Below are 21,009 nucleotides of genomic sequence, written 5' to 3' on the forward strand. Positions count from 1 at the left end.
ACTTCCCTGGCAGGACGGCGATCCCCCGGCCCACGCGACAACCGCGGTGAACGCGGGTCGGCAGGCCGCAGGTAGTATCCCGAGCGCTCCCGGCCCATTCGGGCAGGTGAACCAGGTGGGTGGGGAATTCTCGATGACGTTTCGGCTGCGTGCCGTCCGCGCGTTCGCGTTGCTGCTCGGCTTCTTCCTCATGGGCCTGGCACTGCTGTCGGCCATGGCCGTGCTCGACTGGCTGGTGCTGACCCACCCGGTCACCGAGAAGGCGGCGTGGATCGGGGGCACGGTGCTGATCGTCACCGTGCTGCTGTCCGCGGCGATTCTGCGTGGCTTGTTCACGTTCCTGCGGGCTGGGCGGCTGGGGCCGGTCCTGGAGGGGGTGGCGGTCACCCCCGAGGACCAGCCCGGGCTGTGGGAACAGGTACGGGCGGCGGCCGAGGTCACGCGACAGCGGCCGCCGGACGAGCTCTACCTCGTCGCCGAGGTCAACGCGGGCGTCTCCGAACAGAGCCGCATGCTCGGACTGCTGCACGGACGACGCCGGATGTATCTGGGGCTACCGCTGCTCGCCGGACTGACCGTCCCGCAACTGCGCGCCGTCCTCGCCCACGAGTTCGGGCACTACGGCAACCTCGACACCCGGCTCGGAGGCGTCACCATGCGCGGCCGCGCGGCACTCCTGCAGACGGTCAAGGCGTTCCAGGAGGGCAGCACCGAGCTGCATCAGGCGATCGGTGCCCTGTACGTCGGCTACGCCCGGATGTATCTGCGGACCACCCAGTCCGTGGCTCGCCACCAGGAGCTCGCGGCGGACCGGATGGCGGCCAGGCACGCCGGTCGTGACACGACGGTCGCCGCGCTACGCGCCGTTCCGGTGCTCACCGGCGCTCACACCCACTACCTGGAGACATACCTCGCGATGGGCACCTCGCTGGGTGCGCTCCCGCCGGCGGGCGAAGTGCACGGCGGGTTCCGCCGGTTGCTCGCCGCGCGCACCGGCGAACGGCTCGTCGCCCTCTCCGCCGGACAGCGCTCGCCGCGACCGCACCCGTACGACTCACACCCCCCGACAGCCGAACGCATCGCCCGGCTCGAACAGCTCCCGGCGGACGACCGGCCCGATGAACCGACCGATGGGCCCACCGGCCTCGCCCTCCTGCGCGACGCCGACCGCCTGTTCACCGCACTGGAGGCGCGCACACTGCCCCAGGAGTCAGCACTGTTGCGGCGCGAGAGCTGGGACGAACTGGTCATGTCCCGCGCGCTCGCCGACGCAGAGGGCTGGTCCCAACCGCTACGGGTCGCCGTGGCCAGGACTCTTCGGACCTCGGTGCAGGGAGCGGGCGGCGCGGTGACGGATTCCGTACGCCGGGACGGCACCACCGGCGAGGTGACCGACGACCTCCTGCCCGGCTTGGAGGAGATTCTCGACGCGTTCGACCGCGGCCTGCTCTGGCCGGAGGTCGCCGACCGGATGCCCAAGCCGCACCAGGCGACACGACTGGTCGGGCAGTCCGCGCGCAACTTCATTCGGCCCAGGATCTTCGACGGCCTCGCGGGCCTGGTCCACCTGCGCCTCGCCGAGTCCGGGCAGGCCAAGCCGGACATCGGCTGGTCGGGGCAGCCCGGACTGCTGCTCCCCGAGTCGTGGGAGAAGGCCATGGACGACGCCATCGACTCGGCCGTCGCCGACACACCCGACACCGCATCCCTGCGCGCCCTGCTCACCTCGCCCCACCACGCGCCGGCCTGAACGGGCTTGCGGACACGCCCGGTTGTCAGCGGCGGGTGACAGCATCGGGGCCATGACGGAGACCACGGCATTCGACTGGCGCTCCTTCCTGCTCCGGTGGAGCCAGGAGTGGGCTGACTCCCTATCGGACGACGAGATGCGCGGCCGGGACGACGAGGCCGCGCGGGAGGCCCGGTGGCTGGGGTTCCCGCCCGCTTCCGAGGAGCGCATCGCGGCCATGGAGGAACGCCTGGGTCGACGGATGCCCCCGTCGTACCGGGAATTCCTCAAGGTCACCGACGGATGGCGGCACGCGGGCGGGTTCGTGTGGCTGCTGGCGGGGACCGAGAGCGTGCACTGGCACGAGAACGAGTCGGGTCTCGCCGATCTTTTCGAGGAGTACCTGGACGAGGACGCGGACCCCGAGGAGCGGCAGGAGGCGGAGCTGTGGCGGCGCGGGCTCCAGCTGGACGTCGAGTCCGACGCCACCTATGTCCTCCTGGACCCCGACGAGGTGGACGAGAACGGTGAGTGGGCCGTCTACACCTGGGCGAGCTGGCGGGCCGCCCCACCGGAACGGCTGGAGAACTTCCTGGAGTTCATGCAGGCGATGTACCGCGAGTTCCACAGTCTGCGGTCCCATCGCGGCAAGGAGCAGCCGGAGTTCGTCAACGACACCACGCGCGAGCTGGACGATCTGGTGGACTCGGCCCGGCTGGAGGCGCTGCGCGGCAACTGGGAAAGGGCTGTGCAGCAGTTGGACGAGGCCAGGTCGTACGGCCGGCCGCGGGCCGTCGGGTTGGGCGACCAGATCCGACGTCTGCTCGGGCAGGCCTCCGGGGTGTCGTTCGACGGCCTGGTGACGGACCCGCGGTACGCGGCCGAGTTGTTGCCGTCGCTGGTCGCCGAGCACGCGGCGCACTCGTACCGGGACGACTCCACGTTGATGTTCTCTCTCCGCGGCGCCGACGAGGCCTTGGTGGCACAGGCGTACGCGACCCTGGAGCAGGTGCGCGCCGGCACGTACCGGTACACGGTGACAGGACCGTTCGGTGAGGCGGTCGAGCAGGCGCGGGAGCTGGCGCGGTGGGGCGACACCGACGGGGCCTGGTGGAAACTGACGGCGGCATTGCCCCTGTGGGAGCCACTGGGACCCGACCACCTGGCACCGCTGGGATGGGTGGCCGATCCCGTGCTCGGACCGTTGCTGACCCCGGAGCGGGGGCGCCAGCTGCTGTCCACACCGAGAGCGGGACATGTCGGTGACCCGCCGAGTCCGGCGGACGGCCTCGACTTGAGCGGCATGGCTTGGCTCGCCGTGCCGGACCCGGGCAACAACCGCACCTCTTACCGGTTCGTCCTGGTGGAGGGGGTGGATCCGCAGGAGCTGGCAGAACGCCTGGCGGATGGGCACGAGCACGGCCACGGCAATGAAGACGAGCACGCGACCGTGCTGGAGTCACCCATGACCCTCTGGGAAGCCCGCCGCAGGTCGGTCCGCGATCAGAGGGAGTTCTCCTCCTTCGACGACAAGGCCCTCGTGGCGGTCGGCCGGGCCGGCGTCGGCTGGAGCTTCGCCTTCGACGGCCAACCCGCGCCGTTCCACCAGCAGAGGTTCATCTCCCCTGCCGAGAGCGCCAGTTCGGGTACCCGCGCGGTGGTGGTGTGGATCGGCCTCAGGGAACCGTACCGGGAGCCGTTCTTCCACCTGTCCGTCGCTCGGGACGGTGCCGAGGAGTACGCGTTCACCTACGCGGACGGCGAGCTACGGCGGCGCGGGGAGATACCTCGCCTCCTGGAGCCGACCCGGTTCGTCGGAGCCGCGGAGGTCGACGGGCATGGGGTGGAGCGGTCGCTGCTGGAGGCCGTTGCCGAGGAGTTCGGCGCGTCACTGCCACGGCACGCCATCGTGAACGGGCGGCTGCACACGTTCACCACCCGTTCCTGGACGCGTCCGCCGAAGAGCGGCGAGACGTACGGGGTGATCCGGTTGGGCTGGGGAGACACGCCCCCGGTGGACGAGGCGGGGGCGCGAGAGGACGGGCCGGGGACCAGGTGAGAGCCGGCCCGGCGGTGGGTGCGGTGCCCGCCACGGTCCCCGGTGTGTCAGAGCCTGGGAGCGAGCCGATAGCTGTGCGGATGTGCTCGGAGTGGCGGTGAGGTCAGTGCCAGAGCCCGGTTGTCCTGGGACTGCGTCGTCGGCGCCTGGGCGGCCGATGACGCGGCGGGCCCAGTGCTGTCAGAGGGCCGACCTGGTCGCAGGTCGGCCCTCACCGTTGGGCTGTGGACGAGGCATGGACCGACGGAGTCCTGCCCGACCTGGACTCCCAGTACGGGCCTACGAGTTCTGTACGAGTGTGACGTTGCCGAAGCACGGCTCGACACGCTTGCTGATGTGCGAGTACGCGATGCTGACGACGCCGCTGATCATGTCCGTGCTTTGACCGTGTGTGGCCGTCACGTCGCCCCCGCGAGGAGCCCGGTGGGCTTGGGGGCGAGAAAGTCTGGCCGGCGGGGCAGTCGAACCTCCTTCCGCGCCCGTCTTTACAGGGGAACGAGGGAGGGCGCATTGAACACCGACGAGGAACGCCAGTTCCGCGAGTTCGTGGCGGCACGGTCGAGATCGCTGCTGCACACGGCCTACCTGCTCACCGGGGACTGGGAGCAGGGCCGGGACCTGCTCCAGACCGCGCTTGCCGCCACCGCTCGGCGCTGGTCGAAGCTGCGCGACCGGGAGCAGCCGGAGATCTATGTGCGCCGGGCGCTTTACCACGCCCAGGTGGACCGCTTCCGACTGCTCAGCTGGGGACGGGAGACGGTCACCGACACCCTGCCGGACCAGCCGTCCGCGCAGGCCGTCGACTGGGCCGACACCGTGGTCCAGCGGCAGGACATCATGGCCGCGCTGCGGCGGCTGCCCAAGCGCCAGCGTGCGGTGGTCGTGCTGCGCTACTTCGAGGACCGGCCGGACGCGGAGATCGCCGCGATTCTGGGTGTCGCCCAGGGGACGGTCCGCAGCCAGACCCACAAGGCCCTCGCTTCTCTCCGTACCGCCTTGACCGAGGCGGGGCAGTCGGCCGCCTCCTCCACCGCCTCCGGAAGGGGCGTCGTCGCATGAACGACTCGACCGAACACCCGCTGCACGAAACGTCCTTGCACGATGCCCTGCACGCCCAGGTCCGGGGGAGCAGCGGTGACGCCGCCGGTGCCTATCTGGTCGGCCTGGCCGACGGCGCGTTGCGGATCGCCCGGCGGCGGCAGCGGCTGGCCCGTGCCGGTGTCGGCTTCGTCGCCGCCGTCGCGGTCGCCACCGCCTGGGTGGCCGTCGCCGACGGCGCGACCCTGCGCGCCCACCCTCAGCCCGCCGCGGGAGGTGACACCACGAGCACCGGGAAGGCGGCCCTGATCTCCTTCCTGCCGGTCACCTCGTCCAACGAGCACGCCTGCGCCCAGGGCAGCGGCGGCTACCCCATGCCCGCGAGCGCGACCCACCCGGAGTTCTGCGTCCAGGCCGACCGGGCCACAGGCATGACCGACGTCCAGGTCGCCTCCGCGAAGGCCGACAAGAGCGGTGCCGACGGCACCTGGCGGGTCGAGGTGACCCTCGACTCCGCCGACCGGACCCGTTTCGCCGCCCTCACCGCCTCCATCGCGTCGGCCCCGGCCCCACGCAACGAAATCGCCATCGTCATCGACGGCAAGCTCTGGGGTACCCCCTTCGTGAGCTCGTCGATCACCGGCGGCCGTATCGAGATCGTCGGGCCCTACGTCGGAGACCTCACCGGCGCCACCGCCCACGACCTCGCCCACCGGCTGGACCCGAACTGACAGCCGGTGCAGGTCACTGAGCCAGGCCCGCACCACTGGCCGTTCTCCCTGGCCGCCCTCTCTCGTCCTGGAACGGCTGGGCGGTCACGCTGTCGATCACCGACAGTTGCTCGTCAGAGTCTCCGGACCGGTGCTGAGGCGGCATGGGCGAAGCACAGCTTCGAGACTCCGGCCGAACCGCTCAGTTGGAACCGGTGAGGCTCCGCGAGCCGGCGGTTTCCAGTCGGCGGGACAGGGTGTTGGCACCAAGTGGTCACGCCTCTTGCAACCAACCGCGAGTTGTCTGTCCTCTTGGCGTCAGTTCGATACTGGAAGTTGACTTCCTCCCCCTCGTGAACGAGGGGGATTCCTACGGCTCGCGCCGTGGGGTTTTCTGCTTCACCGCCGACTGCCCCGTCCGGGAGGACTCCCGTTGAGGTCTTACACCGGCTCCACAGACAGACACCGCCAGCCCGGCGGCCAGAAGGTTCTTCGCCGCGTTCACGTCCCGGTCATGGACCGCGCCGCATTCACACGTCCACGTACGGATGTTGAGCGGCAGCTTCGCCCGGATCGTGCCGCAGGCACCGCACAGTTTCGAGCTGGGGAAGAAGCGGTCGACGACCACCAGTTCCCGCCCGTACCAGGCGCTCTTGTACTCCAGCATCGTCCGCATGTCGCTCCACGCCGCATCACTGATGGCGCGGGCGAGCTTGTGGTTTTTGACCATGTTGCGGACGGTCAGGTCCTCGATCACGATCGTTTGGTTCTCACGAACGAGTCGAGTGGTCAGCTTGTGGAGGAAGTCCCGGCGCCGGTCGGCGATCCGGGCGTGGACACGGGCGACCTTGCGGCGGGCTTTGGCCCGGTTGGCGCCGTCGCCCTTGGCCTTGCGGGACAGTTCCCGCTGGGCTTTGACAAGCCGGGCCCGGTCCCTGCGCTCGTGCTTCGGGTTGGTGATCTTCTCGCCGGTGGAGAGCGTCGCCAGGGACGTGATGCCCAGGTCGATGCCGACCGCGTTCGTGGTGCGCGGGGCCGGGGTGATCGTGTCGTCGCAGAGCATCGACACGAACCAGCGTCCGGCCGCATCCTGGGACACGGTCACCGTGGACGGCTGCGCACCCTCGGGAAGCGGCCTCGACCACACGATGTCCAGGGGCTCGGCCATCTTGGCGAGCGTCAGTTCGCCTTGACGGAAGCGGAAGCCGCTGGTGGTGTACTCCGCGCTCCTGCGGGACTTCTTTTTCGACTTGAAGCGCGGGTACTTCGCCCGCTTGCCGAAGAAGTTGGTGAACGCCACCTGCAAGTGCCGCAGTGCCTGCTGGAGCGGAACCGACGACACCTCGCCCAGGTAGGCCAGTTCCTCGGTCTTCTTCCACGCGGTCAGCATCGCGGAGGTCTGGTTGTAGTTGATCCGCTCCTGCCGCGTCCACGCCCGGGTACGGGCATCGAGCGCCATGTTGTAGACCTTCCGCACACAACCGAAGGTGCGCGACAGCTCAGCCGCCTGCGCATCCGTCGGATGGAAGCGGTACTTGAACGCCCGCTTCACGTGGTTCGCGGTCACGCTCACAAACTAGTGCCACTACTGGTTAGGTTCAAATCCGCAAACCAGAACACTGTGATCCGCCCTGGCGGCAAATCACAGCTCCCTGCCCTGCTCCGCAGGCGCCCGATTCCTCCCCGGCCTGAAGGCCCGGGTTTCCTCGGACGCAACCGATGAACGTGCGCCGCTGGGACGCCATCGTCACCGCCTGGGCCAACACTGACCCCCTCGCACTCGAGGAGGCCTGGACCACCGATGTCCTGCCGGATCTCGGCTCCCAGTGGGGTCAGTACGAATACGTATCGAGCATCGGCTTCGCCGTCTGAAGGACAACATGACGCCGCACCGTGCCGAACTGTGCTGCGTCGGCCCTACGTCCTGGTGAACTCCGATATCAACTCCGCCATGACGGTCGGTGGCAGGGACGGGTTCGAGGCAGCGGCTTCCACCACTTGCCAGTCGTGGTCGGTGAGAAGCTCGACGATGGCCTCTGGCGGCAGGGCTGGGTGCCCGGCAGCCCAAGACCGTGCCTGTCTGTCCGTCAAGCAGGCGAGCAGCGCTGGACCGGTCGCGTTGCGGTGCCGGGCGACCTCGCGCAGTGCTTTGCGGACCGGTGTCATGTATCTCGTCAGATACTCCAGCAGGGCAGACGGCGTCTCCGGGTTGGCTGCCACCTTGGCGATGACCCTGGATCCGTGGCGTTCCACCATGGACCGAAGCTGAGCTTCCGACAGTCCCGGGTGCCGGGCGATGGACTTGACCACCTTCGCGTCAAGGTCGTCGGCCAGCAGGTCGCGGATCTTGGCCGGCAAATCACGCCGTTCGGCGAGGAGCATCCGCACCACAGGATTCGACGACCGGGACAAGCCCTCGACCTCGGAGGGGGAAGCGGAGGCGATCCGTGGCAGCAGCGTTGAGCCGATCTTGGTGGCGGAGGCCAGATCGGAAAGTACGTCGAGCGGTACGCGGGGGTTGTGCGCCAGTCTGCGCTGTACGTCGTGGCCACGGTCAGCCGCCAGCACATGGATCAGGGCGCTGTCGATCGCCGGATTCTCCGCGAGATCGGCCCGCACTCCGGGAACAGGGTCACCAGCCAGTCGCGCCGCTGTCTGTGGCGGCAGGTCGGGGCGGGCAGCCAGTCGGCAGCGCAGCAGCGCCGAAGGGTGGTCGGCGAATCGCAGGAGCGCCTCGACCGGCGTGGCGGGGTTCCACAGGGCCTGCTCCGCCAATTCGTGAAGGGTGGATTCGTGTGAGCCGGTGCACGAGGCACCGGACCGCAGGTCGCAGGCCAGCCGCGGACAGTGCGGATCGTGCGCATAGGGTGTCTCCTCGCTGTCGCAGACCAGGCACCGCTCTGCTGGCGGCAGCCCCTCGCCGGTGATCAGCATGGACAGGACCTGCGGTGGTGTTGCCTCGTTGGCCGCCACCGCGCGGCGGATCTCGGCATGCGGGTGGCGCGCGAGACGGGCCGCCAGGTCCGCCGTGGTCCACAACGCGAGCTCCGCGACGACCCGTACGTCTGGATCGGCGGCGAGCATCTCCCGTACATCGGCCGGAAGGTCGGGACAGGCGGCCAGCTTCACCCGATGCTCGAAATCGGGGTCCTCAGCGAACAGCCGCGCCCACCCCAAGTCACCAGAACGCTCCTCAAGTAGGGCGAGTGCGGCCTGCGGCTGCGTGAGGGGATCGACGTCGGCAGCGGTCAGCACACCCGCATACGCAAGCCGCACGGCGCTCTCCTCGACCTGCGTGGCCAGGCTGACCGCCTGCTCGCGGCTGAGGTCCGCGCGACTGGCGAGGCCGTCGGCGATGTCCGCGTCCGCGACCGAGATCAGGCGATCGACCAACTCGACGGGCAGAGCCTCATTGGCCGCGAGGCCGCACAGTGCATGGTTCACAAGAAGGCATCCTGCCCGGATCGCAGTCGAACGGCCGCTGGATTTCAACGTCCCCGAGCCGCTGCCGGTGATCATCCCCGGGGACGTAGTTCGGCGCACTCCTCAAGAAAAAAGCGCAGAGCCGGCGGACCAGGCTCAGGTAGGTGGCGGGGTCCTCCGTGCTCTGCATGTGGGATGCGTCTTGGAGCCACTGATGCCAGAGGCCGCCTGAGCCCAGAAGGCGCGAGGCTTGGTCGCCTCCGAGATTCAAGTCGACGAATACGAGGGCGCCCATGACCATGATTTGGTCGTACGTGAGGTCGGGCCGGCGTAGATAGCGATCAAGGTAGGTAGCCAGCAGATCAGCGTCGTCCGGTGTGCCGAAGGTGGCCAGGGCAACGCAGTACGCGGAGCCCGCGCAGCAGACCTCGCTGGGCAGCAGGAGTTCCCCGAGGCGCTCGCGGAACTCGGTCCGGCCGGAAATGGCGATGAGCCATGCAGCGGTCCTGCGCTCACGCCACCCGCCTTCAAGGAGGATGCCGAGCTCCCGTGTAGAGACGAGTTCGGCATCTTCGGCGAGAGCTCGAGGCAACCGGTCGTACTCGCCGCCTTCCAGGCGCAGCAAGCTGCCGCTCAGCTTTCGGTAGCGATGGTCGGGCGTGACGTAGCGACGGACCAGATCCAGCAGCTCGGCATCCTCGGAAGCGTGGCGCACCTCAGGATCCTGACTCACTGAGCGTGGCTGGACCAGTCACTTTCGACTGTGCGATGGGCTGATGCCGAATTGTCGCTGGAGCTGCCTTCATCCGTAGACCCCCGTCTCCGCGATGCTCGAAAATGCGTTGGCCGACTGAGATCAGGCTGCGAAACTGCCGTTGCTTCCCCGACGGAGGGCATTTGTTCGTTTTCGTGTGTGCAGGGTGCGGCACCGAGTTGACCGCACCCCTGTCCCAGGTTGCTCTGCCGGTCCACGCCCGCCAGAAGTACGGGAACTCGGTTCAGCTCCCGGCGCTGATGGAATCGGGCACTTTCGCCGTGGACCCGGAGCCTTCGGGACCCCCATGGCGGCGATGGGCGGAGATCGCCCCTGGCGAAGCATCCGCCCGCGGCATCTACGCGCCGGTCTACGCTCTGTCCGACGGTGCGCCGGGCGCGATCGTCATCGCTCCCGGAGATACCCGCAACACTGTACTGATCCCGGAGAAGCGTGGCAGTGCCTGTTGCGGGATCGACGGGGCTGACGGTCCCAACATGGCCTGTATGTCCTGCGGCCTGCCCGTGGCGAGCCGGATCGATGACTGCTCGCTCTGGCAAGTCGTGTGGCTTGCCCCCGACGCCGTACGCCGCCTCTCCGTTGATGGCGCCAAGGACACGCCGCTCTCCTGGGCGGAACTGATGGACAACGTGAAGAGCACCCCTCCATTCGAGCCCATGACCACGGTGTGGGGATCACGGCTGGGCCTGAACAACTTCTGGTCCTGGAGCCCGCAATGGGAAGCAGCCGCCGGCCAGGCACTCGCCCACCTGCTGGCGGCCTCACAAGGTCGGACAGTGACCGTTCCGGACGGACTGGCCGCGGAGGTGTTTCAACGCGCCCTCGACACCCTGCTGCCCTCGCATCTGCCCGAGCGACACGCCGTCCTGGCCGGACCAGGGCTACCCGTACCCGACGCGGACGCCGACATCCTTCTCGTGCCGATCCATCCGCAGACAGGGCAGATCTGGACCCTGTCAGACTCGGCTACTTCGGCATGCCGAGTGCCGCTGCCGTTCGGTGTGTGGCTGTGGATGATCTACCCCGAGTCGCATCTGCCCACGCTTGCGTCGGGAGTGATGCCCGACGGCGTGCTCCGCGACGACCCACCGGCGCCGGCACCCCATCAACTGTTCCGGGCTGACCGAGGAACATTCGAGCACACCCTGGTCCGGCTGCCGGCCGCCCGCGCTCCATGGCTGCGCGAGATCCTCGAGAACCTCACGCAGCATATGCAGGCCGGCATCTTCTAATGGTGCGAACAGGAAGGGCCGCCTGGCTGAATACGCTCAGCCCGCTGCCATGGACGAGGAAGGCACGCATTGACGCAAAGACTGCCGATAGACGAGGCCGCCGCGCTCCTCGAGAGCGAACTGAAGGGCGAACAGCAGACGTTCACTGACCTTGACACGGAAGACGCCTGGCTCGCCTTCCTCCGCTTTGGCCGACGGCTCTTCGACGTCGCGGACACCGCCGATGCAGATGGCCTTCTGTTCCAATACGGGATCTACTCGTTCGACGGTCCTGCGACGTTCACGCTGGACCTTGCCCGGCAGTTCGAAATCGCCGACAGCGACGGCAACCACGACCACTACGTGCAGGTCCACTGCGAACTTCGATACGGACCCGCTCCCGCCTTGCAGGCTCTCGGCAGCTTCCACTCGTGGTTCTTCCACGGCGCCGGAGATAATCTCGATGAGTGGGCCGAAGAACTGAGCGCGCGAGCAGCCTGGACGACGATCCGCCCACTCAGGCCCACCGACATCAAGGTGTACCAGGAACAGGTGTAGCCGGTCAGGCAGCTTCGCCAGGTATCCACAAGGGCCGCCGCGAGTACGGGAGGATGGACGGCGACCATTCCGCCGCGAGTTGAGGCCGTACCCGATGTCTTTCAACCTCGAGCCAGCGGCTGCTGCGACACCCTCGACTACTCCCGCGGATCGCCGCGTGCCGCGTCCGGATCAGAACGCGGCCATCGACGCGGCGGTCCGGCATCTGAAGCACCCTCGCTCGCGCGGCCACCTCGTCTCCGCGTGCGGTACCGGCAAAACGCTGATCGCGCTCAGAACCGCCGAGGCACACGACACCCACCACCTGCTGATCGCCGTGCCGTCCCGGGACCTGATCGGCCAGTGGGCGGCCGCAGCCCGTAGCGACGGCCGCCGCGAGATGCTGATGGCCGTGTCCTCCCTCGACGCCGGAAAGTATCCGCTACTCGCCGACGCAGGCGCGACGAGTACGAGTTCGGGGGAGTACCTGGCCTACTGGCTGGCCCAGCGCAGGAAGCGGCGCGAGCGGGCGACCGTGTTCGTCACGCTCGACTCCCTGGCCCGGATCGCCGAGACCCAGCACACGATCGTCCCCGTCCCCGTCTTCGACCTGCTGGTGGTGAACGGGCGATGTTCCTGTCCGCGTTCGCCGCCCTGCACGATCCCGCCTCCCGCACCTACTACGACAAGTGCCAGGCCCGCGGAAAGACCCACACGCAGGCTCTTCTCCGTCTCGCCCGCCACCGCGTCAGCGTCCTGTTCGCCATGCTCCGCGACGGCGCCTTCTACGAATCCCGGCCTGCAGCGGCGGTCAGTTGAACTCCGAGGGGATCTGCCAGCAGAACCACGCGATCGGCCCTGGGGTCGAACCCGAGCACCGGCTTCCCCCGGTCTCCTTCTCCGGTCATCAGCACGGGCCTGCCCAGCCGACGCCCGATCGTGCCGAGGAGGCCGCACAGGACGTCCACTCCTTCCTGGCCTTGCAACTCCCGGAGATCGACATCGAAGTCGATCTCACCGGCCGACATCGGCCAGAAGTTCACCTGCACATCCGCGACAGGCCATACCTTCAGCAGGGCCGTGTCCGCGTCCGTGGGCCGTGACAGCACCTCCTGCGCCGAGGGCAAAGGCATGCGAACGCAGCCTTCCGAGTACTCCCACGTCCACCCGCTCGACCCGGCCAGGTCGAACACCGCCTGCCAGTCATCGACCGAGGTGTCGGTCACGGACACATCAGGCAGAGCACCCATCAGGTCAGGGTCGAAAAAGCTCCTGACGTCATCCCACAGCAGATCCGGCATGCCGCCATGCTGCCCGTCAGCCCGGCCAAACGCAGCTCGATTCCTTGACGAACCCCATAGAGGCACCCAGCCTGCGCACCCTCCCCGCAGACCAACGTCCCCCCTGGCCAACGGACTTGAGTGTGCAGTCGATCAACGGCACCCACACCCCCGACCAGCGCCAGAAGATCCGGAACCGCTTCATCGCCGCTCCCCCCGGCATCCTGACCAACGCACAAGTCCTCGGCGAGGGCATGGATCTGCCGGCCGTAGACGCCGTCGTGTTCGCGGACCGTACGGCGAGCGTGCGCCGCATCGTCCAGGCCCTCGGTGGTTATGTGCGTGACTGCGGGCTCTGGTCCAACTTCTGTGACCCGTGACTTTGGGTGATCGCTTAGATATCGAAGAGGGCTTCCTCTTGTGGAGGGACCGGAGGGTCAAGGACGTCGCGAAGGTGGGTGATGTCGCGGCGCCACTTCGAGCCGTTCGCAGCGTCGTCCCAAAGTTCGACGTGCTGGTGTGGCGGTGGGAGTTCAGCTGACCTCGTTGCGAACGGCGGTGTCGAGGTCGGTGGCGGTCAGGCCGAAGGCCTCGGCGGTCTCCGTCGCGTCCATGTGGAACGGCGCGTACCACTGGTAGTCCATCTCGGCCATCTCGCGGGCGATCGGCACGATCACCCCGGCCGTACGCGTCATGGAGCGCGGTATCTGGATGAGTTTGACCGGTGGCCGGCCCGCCGCGACGGCGTAGCGCCGCGCCAGCTCGCGAATGGTGATGGCCGGCGCGGACGGCACGTGCCAGGGTCGGCCCCACGCGCGTTCTTCCGAGGCCAGCGTGATGAGGGCCTGTGCCATGTCGCCGTTGAAGGTGAAGGTGTGCGGCATGTCCAGGTGGCCGGTGATCCAGGCCGCTTTTCCCTTCTGCAGGGCCGACTTGATGAGCAGGGAGTAGATGCCGTTGGCGTCCTTGCCGATGTAGTCGGAGCCGCGGGCCTCGACGGTGCGGATCCCCCCGGCGAGGGCCTGTTCCCACATGCGTCTGCGCAGGCGGCCCTTGTGCCCGGTGGCGGCCATGGGGGTGTGTTCGTTCATCCGGCCACCGGGCTGCGGACCGTAGGCGTAAAGGCTGCCGGTCAGCGCGAGGACGGCGTCGTTCGCCTTGGCGGCGGTGATGGCCGCCGTCTGCAAGGGCGGCAACAGGCGCTCCCACACCGTGTATGAGGGTGGATTGGCGCAGTGGTAGATCACTTCCGCGCCGCGGGACAGCTCGGTCAGGCGGGACGGGTCGGACGCGTCCGCGGCGACCCGGTCGACCAGCTGGTGCTCGGGGCCGGAGCCGCTGCGGGTGACGATCCGGACGCTCTCGCCGCGCTCGGCGAGCAGACGAGCGACGTTGGTACCGATGGAACCGGCACCGATGATGACGTGCTTGGCCATGACGGTTTCTCCTTCTCCGGGGTCTCGGTCAGTCGTCCACGCCGGAGCCGGTATAGGTGGGCACGTGGGCGAGCATGCCGGCGATCTGCGGGTTGAACTCGTTGCGGCGCCGGTGCAGTTCCTGGATCTTGGCGTTCAGGTCAGGGTCGTTGTCGTCACTGACGTCGAAGATCTCCAGCCGTTGGACCAGGTGCAGCCCGAGGTGGTCGGTCTGGTAGGTGGTCGGGTGCGTCAGGTAGGCGAAGAGCCCGTCGAGATGTTCGGCGACGAACACCGCGCCGTACGTGTAGTCGCCGCCGTGGTCGCGGCCGACGACGAAGGACTTGATCGCGGGGTTCGACCGGCCCTGATTCCGCCAGCTCTCCAGCACCCCCTCGATCTGCTCAGGCGTCGCAGTGCCCTTCATCGTGACCCTGTTGATGTGGGTAAATCATGACTTACTACCCGTTCCTAACGTTGTTAGAATTTCTAACGACGTTAACTATGACGCGCGTCGTCGGCGCGGTCAAGGCGGTGACTAGTGTTCGAGGACACCATCGAAGCGAAGTGACGGACCATGTCGACCAGCACGAGACGGGCCCGCGAACGGGCGAACACCCGGGAGCGCATCATCGAGGCCGCGCTGCACGTTCTCGAGACCGAGGGCATCGCGGCCCTGACGATCCGGCGCATCGCCACCGACGTCGAATATTCCGCGCCCGTCGTCTACCAGCACTTCGCCAACAAGGACGCGCTCGTACTGGAGCTGGTCGCGCACGGTCACCGCCTGATGCTGAGCGAGTTCCGCCGAGCCGCGCAGGAGCCCGATACGGACCGGCGTATGACGCGCATGGCGTCGCAGTACGTCCGGTTCGCCGGCGAGCACCCCCACCTCTTCCAGGTCATGAACGACCCGATGGTCGACGTGGACGAACGCCGACGCGTCGCGGAACCGGTCATCGACGTCGTCAAGGAGCTGCTCACCACCTGGTCGGCTGCACACGACGTGGTCCTGGCCGATTTCGACCAGGCCTGCGAGATCCTCTGGGGCACGCTGTACGGCATCGCGTCGCTCAGTCACCTCGGCAGCGTCGGCAACGATCGCGCCCGCTACCTCGCGGAACAGGCGCTTCGCGCGATCCTCCTCGGCTGGCGAACCGAGACGTCGGCGAACGGTCGACCGGCGAGCAGCTAGGTGCTCTGACCGCGCCATCCGCCGCCACCAGACCCTGGTCAACTGCGCCTTCTCCTTCTGCTGGGACCAGGGGTTCGCCCCACCTGGACCGCTGGATGCCACCGCGCCGGACTCGTGCCCGAGGAGGGGCCAGAGAGGGGACCAGACGTACCCCACCAGGCGCAACAGCCCTGCTGGCCCAGGGCCTTACGCGCCATCCGGTCCTGGCACACTCCAGCCATCACCCTCACCCGATGGTGGCAAGCATGGACGGACACGGATCCACCCCATGAGCTCCAGGCCCTGATCAGGCCCACGAGGCTCTCACCGCCACCTCGGCTGCCGGCTGACGGCGGCGGGGCCGAGCCGGGCGGTCCGAGACGTCGTCCTGATCCGCGCGGTGTCTCGGCTTGATAGTGGTGTGCGGGTGGGCCGCTTCTTTGGTGTGGAGGCGACTCCCGTGACCGGTGTGACGTAGAACACGGGAACTCGCCCGCTCTCACAGTCAGTTGAAGACGTGACCACAGATATGCGAACCCGGGTGCGAACTGGAGATCCGGACGCCTTTGCGGAACTCTTCGACGCACACGCCCGCGCGGTGTACAACCACGCTTTCCGGCTGACCGCCGACTGGTCCGCTGCCGAGGACGTCATGTCAGCGACGTTTATGGAGGCTTGGCGGCGCCGAGCGTCGATCGAGACCGAAGGGGGCTCGCTGCGACCGTGGTTGCTGGGCATCGCGACCAACGTCGCCCGCTCCCAGTACCGCAGCAACCGGCGCTACCGAAACGCGGCTGAGGCGGCAGCAGCCGCAGGCGCCGCGGAGGAGCAGGTCGAGGACCACGCAGAGGAGACCGCCGCACGGCTTGACGACCGGCGTCGGATCGCCGCCACCCTCACCGCGCTCAGTCTGCTCAAGCGCCCCGAACGCGAGGTCCTGACGCTGTGTCTGTGGGAGGGCATGGAGTACGCCGAGGCCGCCCGCGCCCTGGGCATTCCCGTCGGCACCGTCCGTTCCCGGCTGTCCCGCGCCCGCAGCAAGCTCCGCAAGCTCTCCGACGCGGAACTGCTCAGAAAAGAACGGGAACTCACCACCGCCAACCGGCAGATAACAGGTGATCGCGGATACGTGATCCGGTCCGCACAGGAAGGAAACCGATGAACGCCAGCCCCTCCCAGTCACGCCCGGCTGAGTGGACGGAGACCCAGGGACTCCTGCCCTCCGTCGAGCGGGATCTGCCGGCGGGCCGCCACCAGTTCCACAAGGAGCAGATGATGGCCCAGATCCACGAAGACCTCCGCACCGACCGCACCCCCGCTCGCCCAGCCCTCGCCCCGCGGCGCCGCAACCCGTTCCTGCGCCGCGCGATCCTGCTGCCCGCCGGTGCCTTCGCCCTGGCCGGCGCGGTCGTGGCCGGCGTCGCCCTGTCCGGCGGCAACGGGGGCGGCGGCAAGACCGCTCTGGCCACCGGCCCCGCACTGACCACCCAGGTCGGCGCCGTCGACGCCAAGGGCGCCCCCCAGCTCCTGGACCGCATCTCCCTGGCCGCCGCCGAGGTCTCCGGGCCCTCCCCGCACGCCGGCCAGTTCATCTACATCGCCTCGAAGGTGGCGAGCACCTACCCCAAGACCGTCGACGACAAGACCACGGTGGTCAGCCAAGAGCTGCACTCCCGCCAGGTCTGGAACTCCCTCGACGGCAAGGACGGCTGGCTGATCGAAGCGGGCGAGACGAGCGACAAGGGCATGACCCTGTCCAGCGACACCCCGCTCAACTCGGCCTACGACGCCCTGGCCAAGCTGCCCACCGACCCCGCCGTGCTCTTGCAGCGGATCTACCGGGACTCGGACGCCGTCCGGGACCCCGAAGTGCCCCGCGACCAGGCGGCCTTCGTCGCCATCGGTGATCTGCTGACGGAGAGCTACCCGCCGGCCGATCTCACCGCCGCCCTCTACAAGGCCGCGGCCAAGATCCCCGGGGTCGTGGCGGTGGACGACGCGGTCGACGCCGTGGGCCGTCACGGGGTGGCGATCGCGCGGCAGAACGACACCGCCGGCGAGCGCACCGAGTGGATCTTCGACAAGGAAACCCTGGAGTTCCTCGGCGAGCGCAACGTGGTGGTCAAGAAGGTGCCGGACAGCCCGTTCAAGGTCGGCACCGTCACGTTCACCAGCGCGATCACGCAGCGCGCCGTCGTCGACGCCGGCAAGCAGCTTCCGGGGCGGGCCGGCTGATGCGCAGCGGATCCTCATCGGCGGCGCTGGCCGCCTTGCTGGTCGCGGCAGTGATGACGGGCGTCTCGGTGGCGGACACCGGCACGGGGCTCGGGTTGCGGACCACAAACGCGGACACCGCGCCTGCCGCCGACGCGGGGTGGGATATGCGGACCGTCGCAGGGGCCACCGCCGCAGGGGCGGGTGGCGGATCCTCGGCCCGGTTCATCACTCTGATCACCGGGGACCGGGTCCAGATGGACGCCCGGGGCCGGGTGACCGGCGTACAGCAGGCACCGGGACGCGAGGACGTCCCGGTGTCCGTCCGGCGCCTCGGCGGCGAGCAGTACGTCGTGCCGGCCGACGCCGCCGCCCGCATCGGCCAAGGCACCCTGGACAAGCGGCTGTTCGACGTCAGCGCCCTGATACGCGCCGGATACGACGACGCCCGGCGCGCCACGCTGCCGCTCATCGTCTCGTACGACGGGAAGAGCGCCCGGCGCACAGACACCCAGAAGTCGCTGGTGGCGGACGCGGATGTCACCGTCCGCCGGGAACTGCCCAGCGTGGGCGGCGCCGCGCTCACCGTGCCCAAGACAGAGGCCGAGGACGCCTGGCAGGCCCTCACCTCCGCCCCGGGAGTCGCCCGGGTCTGGCTGGACGGCCGGTTCACGGCGCGGGCGGTGCAGGGGGAAGCCAGCGGCAACGTCACGCAGATCGGCGCGCCCGGCGCCTGGGCCGCCGGTTACGACGGCAAGAGCGTCAAGGTCGCCGTGCTGGACACGGGCGTCGACACCACGCACCCGGACCTCGCCTCGGTGGTCACGGAGTCGAAGGACTTCAGCGGCACCGGCAGTACGGACGACCGTAGCGGCCACGGCACGCATGTCGCGGCGACCGTGGCCGGCTCGGGGGCCAGGTCCGGCGGTCTGTACAGGGGCGTCGCGCCCGGCGCCGAGATCCTCAACGCCAAGGTGCTCGACGACAGCGGCGAGGGTAGCGACTCCACCGTCATCGCCGGCCTGGAGTGGGCCGCCGCGCGGGGTGCGAAGGTGGCCAACCTCAGCCTCGGCCAGACCGACACCCCGGGGAGCGACGCGGTCGAGACGGCTGTGAACGCCCTCTCCAAGAGCACTGGAATGCTCACCGTCGCCGCGGCAGGCAACGACGGCCCCGGGCCCAAGACTCTCAGCTCCCCGGGCACGGCGGAGTCCGCGCTCGCGGTGGGCGCGGTCGACGGCAACGACCGTATCGCCGACTTCTCCAGCACCGGCCCGACCGCCGACAGCGCGCTGAAGCCGGACCTCACCGCGCCGGGCGTGGACATCGCCTCGGCGAAGGCGGCACACGGCGAACTGGGCGACCCGGCGGCGGACGGCTATGTCTCCATGTCCGGCACGTCCATGGCGACGCCGCATGTCGCGGGCGCCGCCGCGATCCTGGCACAACGGCACCCCGGCTGGACGGGAGAACGGATCAAGCAGGCGCTGACCGCCTCCGCCGTCCCGACGGCCGGCCTGACCGGGTACCAGCAGGGGGCCGGCCGGGTCGCCGTGGCGCGGGCGCTCGCACAGACCGTGGTGAGCGAGCAGACGTCGGTGTCTTTCGGCGAGCAGCTGTGGCCCCACTCCGACGACCAGCCGCTCGCCCGCCGCGTCACCTACCGCAACGACGGCGACGGTCCGGTCACCCTGGACCTCGCCGCCACCGCGACCGGCCCGTCCGGACAGACCGCGCCCGAGGGCATGTTCAGGCTCAGCGCCTCGCAGCTCACCGTCCCCGCGGGCGGCACCGCGAGCGTCGACCTCACCGCGGACACCCGCACCGAGGCGGCGGACGGTGCGTACTCGGGCGCGGTCATCGCCACCGGGCAGGGCGCCGACACGGCCGTACGGACGGCTTTCGGCGTCGTACGCGAGGCCGAGGCATACGATCTGACCTTGAAGTTCCTGGACCGCGGCGGAAACCCCGTCAGCTCGCCGCTGACCGAGATCTTCGGCCACTCGGGCGACTACTGGACCACGACCCTGGATGACTCGCAGCAGATCGCCGAGGGCGTCTACAAGGTGCGCGTCCCACGCGGTGACTACGTCGTCGACACGGTGATGTCCGCAGCCGAAGGCGGAACCGGAGCCGAGGGCACCACGGCCCTCGTCCGGCCGAAGCTCTCGATCACCAAGAACACGACGGTCACCTTCGACGCCCGCAAGGCCGAGCCGGTCGAGATCACTGCGCCGAGGGGCGGCGGGAAGATGCTGGACGGCTTCCTCAACTTCGGCGTGGGCGCCGGAAACGACGCGCACAACACGACTCTGTTCTGGGGCCCGTTCACGAATCTGCGCACCGCGACGCTGGGGCCGGCCGCCGCGCCCGGAAAGCTCAACACGCAGCTCAGCGGCCTGTGGCAGAAGGGCAGCACCACCTACAACCTCCTCTACAACCTGCCCGACCGCTTCCCCACCGGCTATCGGCACACGGCGCGGATGAGCGAACTCGCCCTGCTGAACGGGCACTTCGGCTCCTCCGTCGCACACCGCAAGGGCATCCTCAACCCCGTGTGGCATGGACCCACCCTGGCGCTGGGCACGGTCAGCGCTCCGTTCCCGCTCCCGGCGACGGCGAAGACGTACGTCACCACTCCGGAGGGCTTTCGCTGGACGGTCGGCCTCGGCCAGCAGAACGCCTCCGGGGACGACACCGACGTGTTCTACAACGAGGAACGCCCGGTGTCCTACCGAGCGGGCCGGACGTACGAGTCGACGTACAACGTAGGCGTCTTCAGCCCCCTCGTGGGCGCAGGGCGCGGCGCGCGCCGGAGCGGCGACACGCTCGACCTGTGCCTCCCCGACCTGGCCGACGGGGCCGGCCACCCGGCGTCTTCCGTGGCCGCACGGCACACGACGGTCACCGCGGGCGGCAGCACCCTCCTCGACAACGACGGCGACCTCTGCCAGACCGTCGACAAGCTCCCGACCGGTCCGGCCCGGTTCACGATCCGCACGGACCTGACCCGCCCGGCGACGGTGGCCGGCACGACCAGCCGCCTGACCGCGGCCTGGACCTTCACCTCGAAACACACGTCATCACACCCGGACACCCCCACCCTCCTCCCCCTCTCCACCGTCCGCTTCCATCCCACCCTCACCTCCACCGGCACGGCCGCCGCAGGCCGCCGCACCACGATCCCGCTCTCCATCGAGGGCCCGGCCGCCAAGCATCTGAAGTCCCTGGTGGTGAAGGTCTCCTACGACGCCGGAGCAACCTGGTCCGCCGCCGGCGTGACCACCGACCACGGTAAGAAGACCCTTGCAGTCACCCACCCGACCAAGGCCCGCTCGGTCTCCTTCAAGACGACCCTGACCGACACCGAGGGCAACACCTACTCGGCGACGATTCTGAGGGCGTACCTCCTCACCTGACCCACCGTGCGCAACCCGCGAAATG

At 69.0% G+C, this 21,009-nt stretch carries 17 protein-coding genes and 4 pseudogenes; 15 read left to right on the forward strand and 6 right to left on the reverse strand.

Annotation, left to right across the window (positions count from 1 at the left end):
* The first annotated feature begins 133 nt into the window (after positions 1-133).
* The 4 genes from QF037_RS46650 to QF037_RS46665 all read left to right on the forward strand — a co-directional run bounded on the left by QF037_RS46650 (position 134) and on the right by QF037_RS46665 (position 5,557).
* The gene (locus QF037_RS46650; RefSeq protein WP_307036161.1) at positions 134-1,750 is read left to right on the forward strand and encodes a M48 family metallopeptidase; all 1,617 of its coding nucleotides are present in this window, start codon (positions 134-136) and stop codon (positions 1,748-1,750) included.
* A gap of 52 nt (positions 1,751-1,802) precedes the next feature.
* The gene (locus tag QF037_RS46655; RefSeq protein ID WP_307036162.1) at positions 1,803-3,788 is read left to right on the forward strand and encodes an SMI1/KNR4 family protein; all 1,986 of its coding nucleotides are present in this window, start codon (positions 1,803-1,805) and stop codon (positions 3,786-3,788) included.
* 510 nt (positions 3,789-4,298) lie between these two features.
* Entirely contained in the window at positions 4,299-4,847 is a 549-nt protein-coding gene (locus tag QF037_RS46660) for a SigE family RNA polymerase sigma factor (RefSeq protein WP_307036163.1), read from the forward strand.
* Entirely contained in the window at positions 4,844-5,557 is a 714-nt protein-coding gene (locus tag QF037_RS46665) for a SecDF P1 head subdomain-containing protein (protein ID WP_307036165.1), read from the forward strand. Before QF037_RS46660 ends, QF037_RS46665 begins: the two co-directional genes overlap by 4 nt.
* A 349-nt stretch (positions 5,558-5,906) precedes the next feature.
* Here QF037_RS46665 and QF037_RS46670 read toward each other — a convergent pair whose 3' ends face one another.
* Positions 5,907-7,103, reverse strand: a complete 1,197-nt coding sequence (locus QF037_RS46670; RefSeq protein ID WP_307036167.1) for an RNA-guided endonuclease InsQ/TnpB family protein — start codon at positions 7,101-7,103, stop codon at positions 5,907-5,909.
* 152 nt (positions 7,104-7,255) lie between these two features.
* On the opposite strand from QF037_RS46670, the pseudogene QF037_RS46675 reads away from it, so the two are divergent.
* Positions 7,256-7,408: pseudogene (locus QF037_RS46675) on the forward strand (transcriptional regulator); the annotation flags it as partial.
* 45 nt (positions 7,409-7,453) lie between these two features.
* Here QF037_RS46675 and QF037_RS46680 read toward each other — a convergent pair.
* On the reverse strand, positions 7,454-8,980 hold the full coding sequence (locus QF037_RS46680; RefSeq protein ID WP_307037748.1) for a hypothetical protein: 1,527 nt from the start codon (positions 8,978-8,980) through the stop codon (positions 7,454-7,456).
* Positions 8,946-9,674: a DUF6000 family protein gene (locus QF037_RS46685; RefSeq protein ID WP_307036170.1), complete on the reverse strand. Its 729-nt coding sequence runs from the start codon at positions 9,672-9,674 to the stop codon at positions 8,946-8,948. The genes QF037_RS46680 and QF037_RS46685 overlap by 35 nt, the downstream gene beginning before the upstream one ends.
* A 182-nt stretch (positions 9,675-9,856) precedes the next feature.
* On the opposite strand from QF037_RS46685, the gene QF037_RS46690 reads away from it, so the two are divergent.
* The 4 genes and pseudogenes from QF037_RS46690 to QF037_RS46705 form a co-directional block, all read left to right on the forward strand.
* Positions 9,857-10,966 (forward strand): hypothetical protein, encoded by a 1,110-nt coding sequence (locus QF037_RS46690; protein ID WP_307036172.1) that lies wholly within the window; start codon positions 9,857-9,859, stop codon positions 10,964-10,966.
* A 69-nt stretch (positions 10,967-11,035) separates the two neighbouring features.
* Positions 11,036-11,503 carry a hypothetical protein gene (locus tag QF037_RS46695; RefSeq protein ID WP_307036174.1) on the forward strand — a complete coding sequence of 156 codons (468 nt, stop codon included), beginning with the start codon at positions 11,036-11,038 and terminating at the stop codon, positions 11,501-11,503.
* 94 nt (positions 11,504-11,597) lie between these two features.
* Positions 11,598-11,861, forward strand: a pseudogene (locus QF037_RS46700) (DEAD/DEAH box helicase family protein); the annotation flags it as partial.
* A gap of 242 nt (positions 11,862-12,103) precedes the next feature.
* Positions 12,104-12,301, forward strand: a pseudogene (locus QF037_RS46705) (IS110 family transposase); the annotation flags it as partial.
* Here QF037_RS46705 and QF037_RS46710 read toward each other — a convergent pair.
* A complete protein-coding gene (locus QF037_RS46710) occupies positions 12,268-12,783 on the reverse strand; it encodes a hypothetical protein (RefSeq protein ID WP_307036176.1) in 516 nt (171 codons plus the stop codon). The pseudogene QF037_RS46705 and the gene QF037_RS46710 sit on opposite strands and share 34 nt — an antisense overlap.
* A gap of 122 nt (positions 12,784-12,905) precedes the next feature.
* On the opposite strand from QF037_RS46710, the gene QF037_RS46715 reads away from it, so the two are divergent.
* Positions 12,906-13,142, forward strand: coding sequence for a helicase-related protein (locus QF037_RS46715; protein WP_307037750.1), 237 nt, complete (start codon positions 12,906-12,908; stop codon positions 13,140-13,142).
* Positions 13,143-13,295: 153 nt separating this feature from the next.
* Here QF037_RS46715 and QF037_RS46720 read toward each other — a convergent pair whose 3' ends face one another.
* The gene (locus tag QF037_RS46720) at positions 13,296-14,198 is read right to left on the reverse strand and encodes an SDR family oxidoreductase (protein ID WP_307036178.1); all 903 of its coding nucleotides are present in this window, start codon (positions 14,196-14,198) and stop codon (positions 13,296-13,298) included.
* Positions 14,199-14,226: 28 nt separating this feature from the next.
* A complete protein-coding gene (locus tag QF037_RS46725) occupies positions 14,227-14,619 on the reverse strand; it encodes a Dabb family protein (protein ID WP_307037751.1) in 393 nt (130 codons plus the stop codon).
* A gap of 135 nt (positions 14,620-14,754) precedes the next feature.
* Here QF037_RS46725 and QF037_RS46730 point away from each other — a divergent pair, with 135 nt between their 5' ends.
* The 5 genes and pseudogenes from QF037_RS46730 (at position 14,755) to QF037_RS46745 (ending at position 20,984) form a co-directional block, all read left to right on the forward strand.
* The gene (locus QF037_RS46730; protein WP_307036179.1) at positions 14,755-15,372 is read left to right on the forward strand and encodes a TetR/AcrR family transcriptional regulator; all 618 of its coding nucleotides are present in this window, start codon (positions 14,755-14,757) and stop codon (positions 15,370-15,372) included.
* A gap of 4 nt (positions 15,373-15,376) precedes the next feature.
* A pseudogene (locus tag QF037_RS51540) lies at positions 15,377-15,644 on the forward strand (IS701 family transposase); the annotation flags it as partial.
* A 224-nt stretch (positions 15,645-15,868) separates the two neighbouring features.
* Positions 15,869-16,513, forward strand: a complete 645-nt coding sequence (locus QF037_RS46735) for an RNA polymerase sigma factor (protein ID WP_307036180.1) — start codon at positions 15,869-15,871, stop codon at positions 16,511-16,513.
* Entirely contained in the window at positions 16,510-17,586 is a 1,077-nt protein-coding gene (locus QF037_RS46740) for a CU044_5270 family protein (RefSeq protein WP_307036182.1), read from the forward strand. The genes QF037_RS46735 and QF037_RS46740 overlap by 4 nt, the downstream gene beginning before the upstream one ends.
* Complete coding sequence (locus QF037_RS46745; RefSeq protein WP_307036184.1) at positions 17,586-20,984, forward strand: S8 family peptidase; 3,399 nt, start codon at positions 17,586-17,588, stop codon at positions 20,982-20,984. Before QF037_RS46740 ends, QF037_RS46745 begins: the two co-directional genes overlap by 1 nt.
* The last annotated feature ends 25 nt before the right edge of the window (positions 20,985-21,009 follow it).

It is taken from the genome of Streptomyces canus, from assembly GCF_030815415.1.
Lineage (GTDB): Bacteria > Actinomycetota > Actinomycetes > Streptomycetales > Streptomycetaceae > Streptomyces > Streptomyces canus_F.

Excerpts from the sequence above, each read along its gene's own strand:
- QF037_RS46740 (WP_307036182.1), top strand. The coding sequence starts at position 16,510 with ATGAACGCCAGCCCCTCCCAGTCACGCCCGGCTGAGTGGACGGAGACC.
- QF037_RS46745 (WP_307036184.1), top strand. The coding sequence starts at position 17,586 with ATGCGCAGCGGATCCTCATCGGCGGCGCTGGCCGCCTTGCTGGTCGCG.
- QF037_RS46710 (WP_307036176.1), bottom strand. The coding sequence starts at position 12,783 with ATGCCGGATCTGCTGTGGGATGACGTCAGGAGCTTTTTCGACCCTGAC.
- QF037_RS46650 (WP_307036161.1), top strand. The coding sequence starts at position 134 with ATGACGTTTCGGCTGCGTGCCGTCCGCGCGTTCGCGTTGCTGCTCGGC.
- QF037_RS46730 (WP_307036179.1), top strand. The coding sequence starts at position 14,755 with ATGTCGACCAGCACGAGACGGGCCCGCGAACGGGCGAACACCCGGGAG.
- QF037_RS46655 (WP_307036162.1), top strand. The coding sequence starts at position 1,803 with ATGACGGAGACCACGGCATTCGACTGGCGCTCCTTCCTGCTCCGGTGG.
- QF037_RS46665 (WP_307036165.1), top strand. The coding sequence starts at position 4,844 with ATGAACGACTCGACCGAACACCCGCTGCACGAAACGTCCTTGCACGAT.
- QF037_RS46720 (WP_307036178.1), bottom strand. The coding sequence starts at position 14,198 with ATGGCCAAGCACGTCATCATCGGTGCCGGTTCCATCGGTACCAACGTC.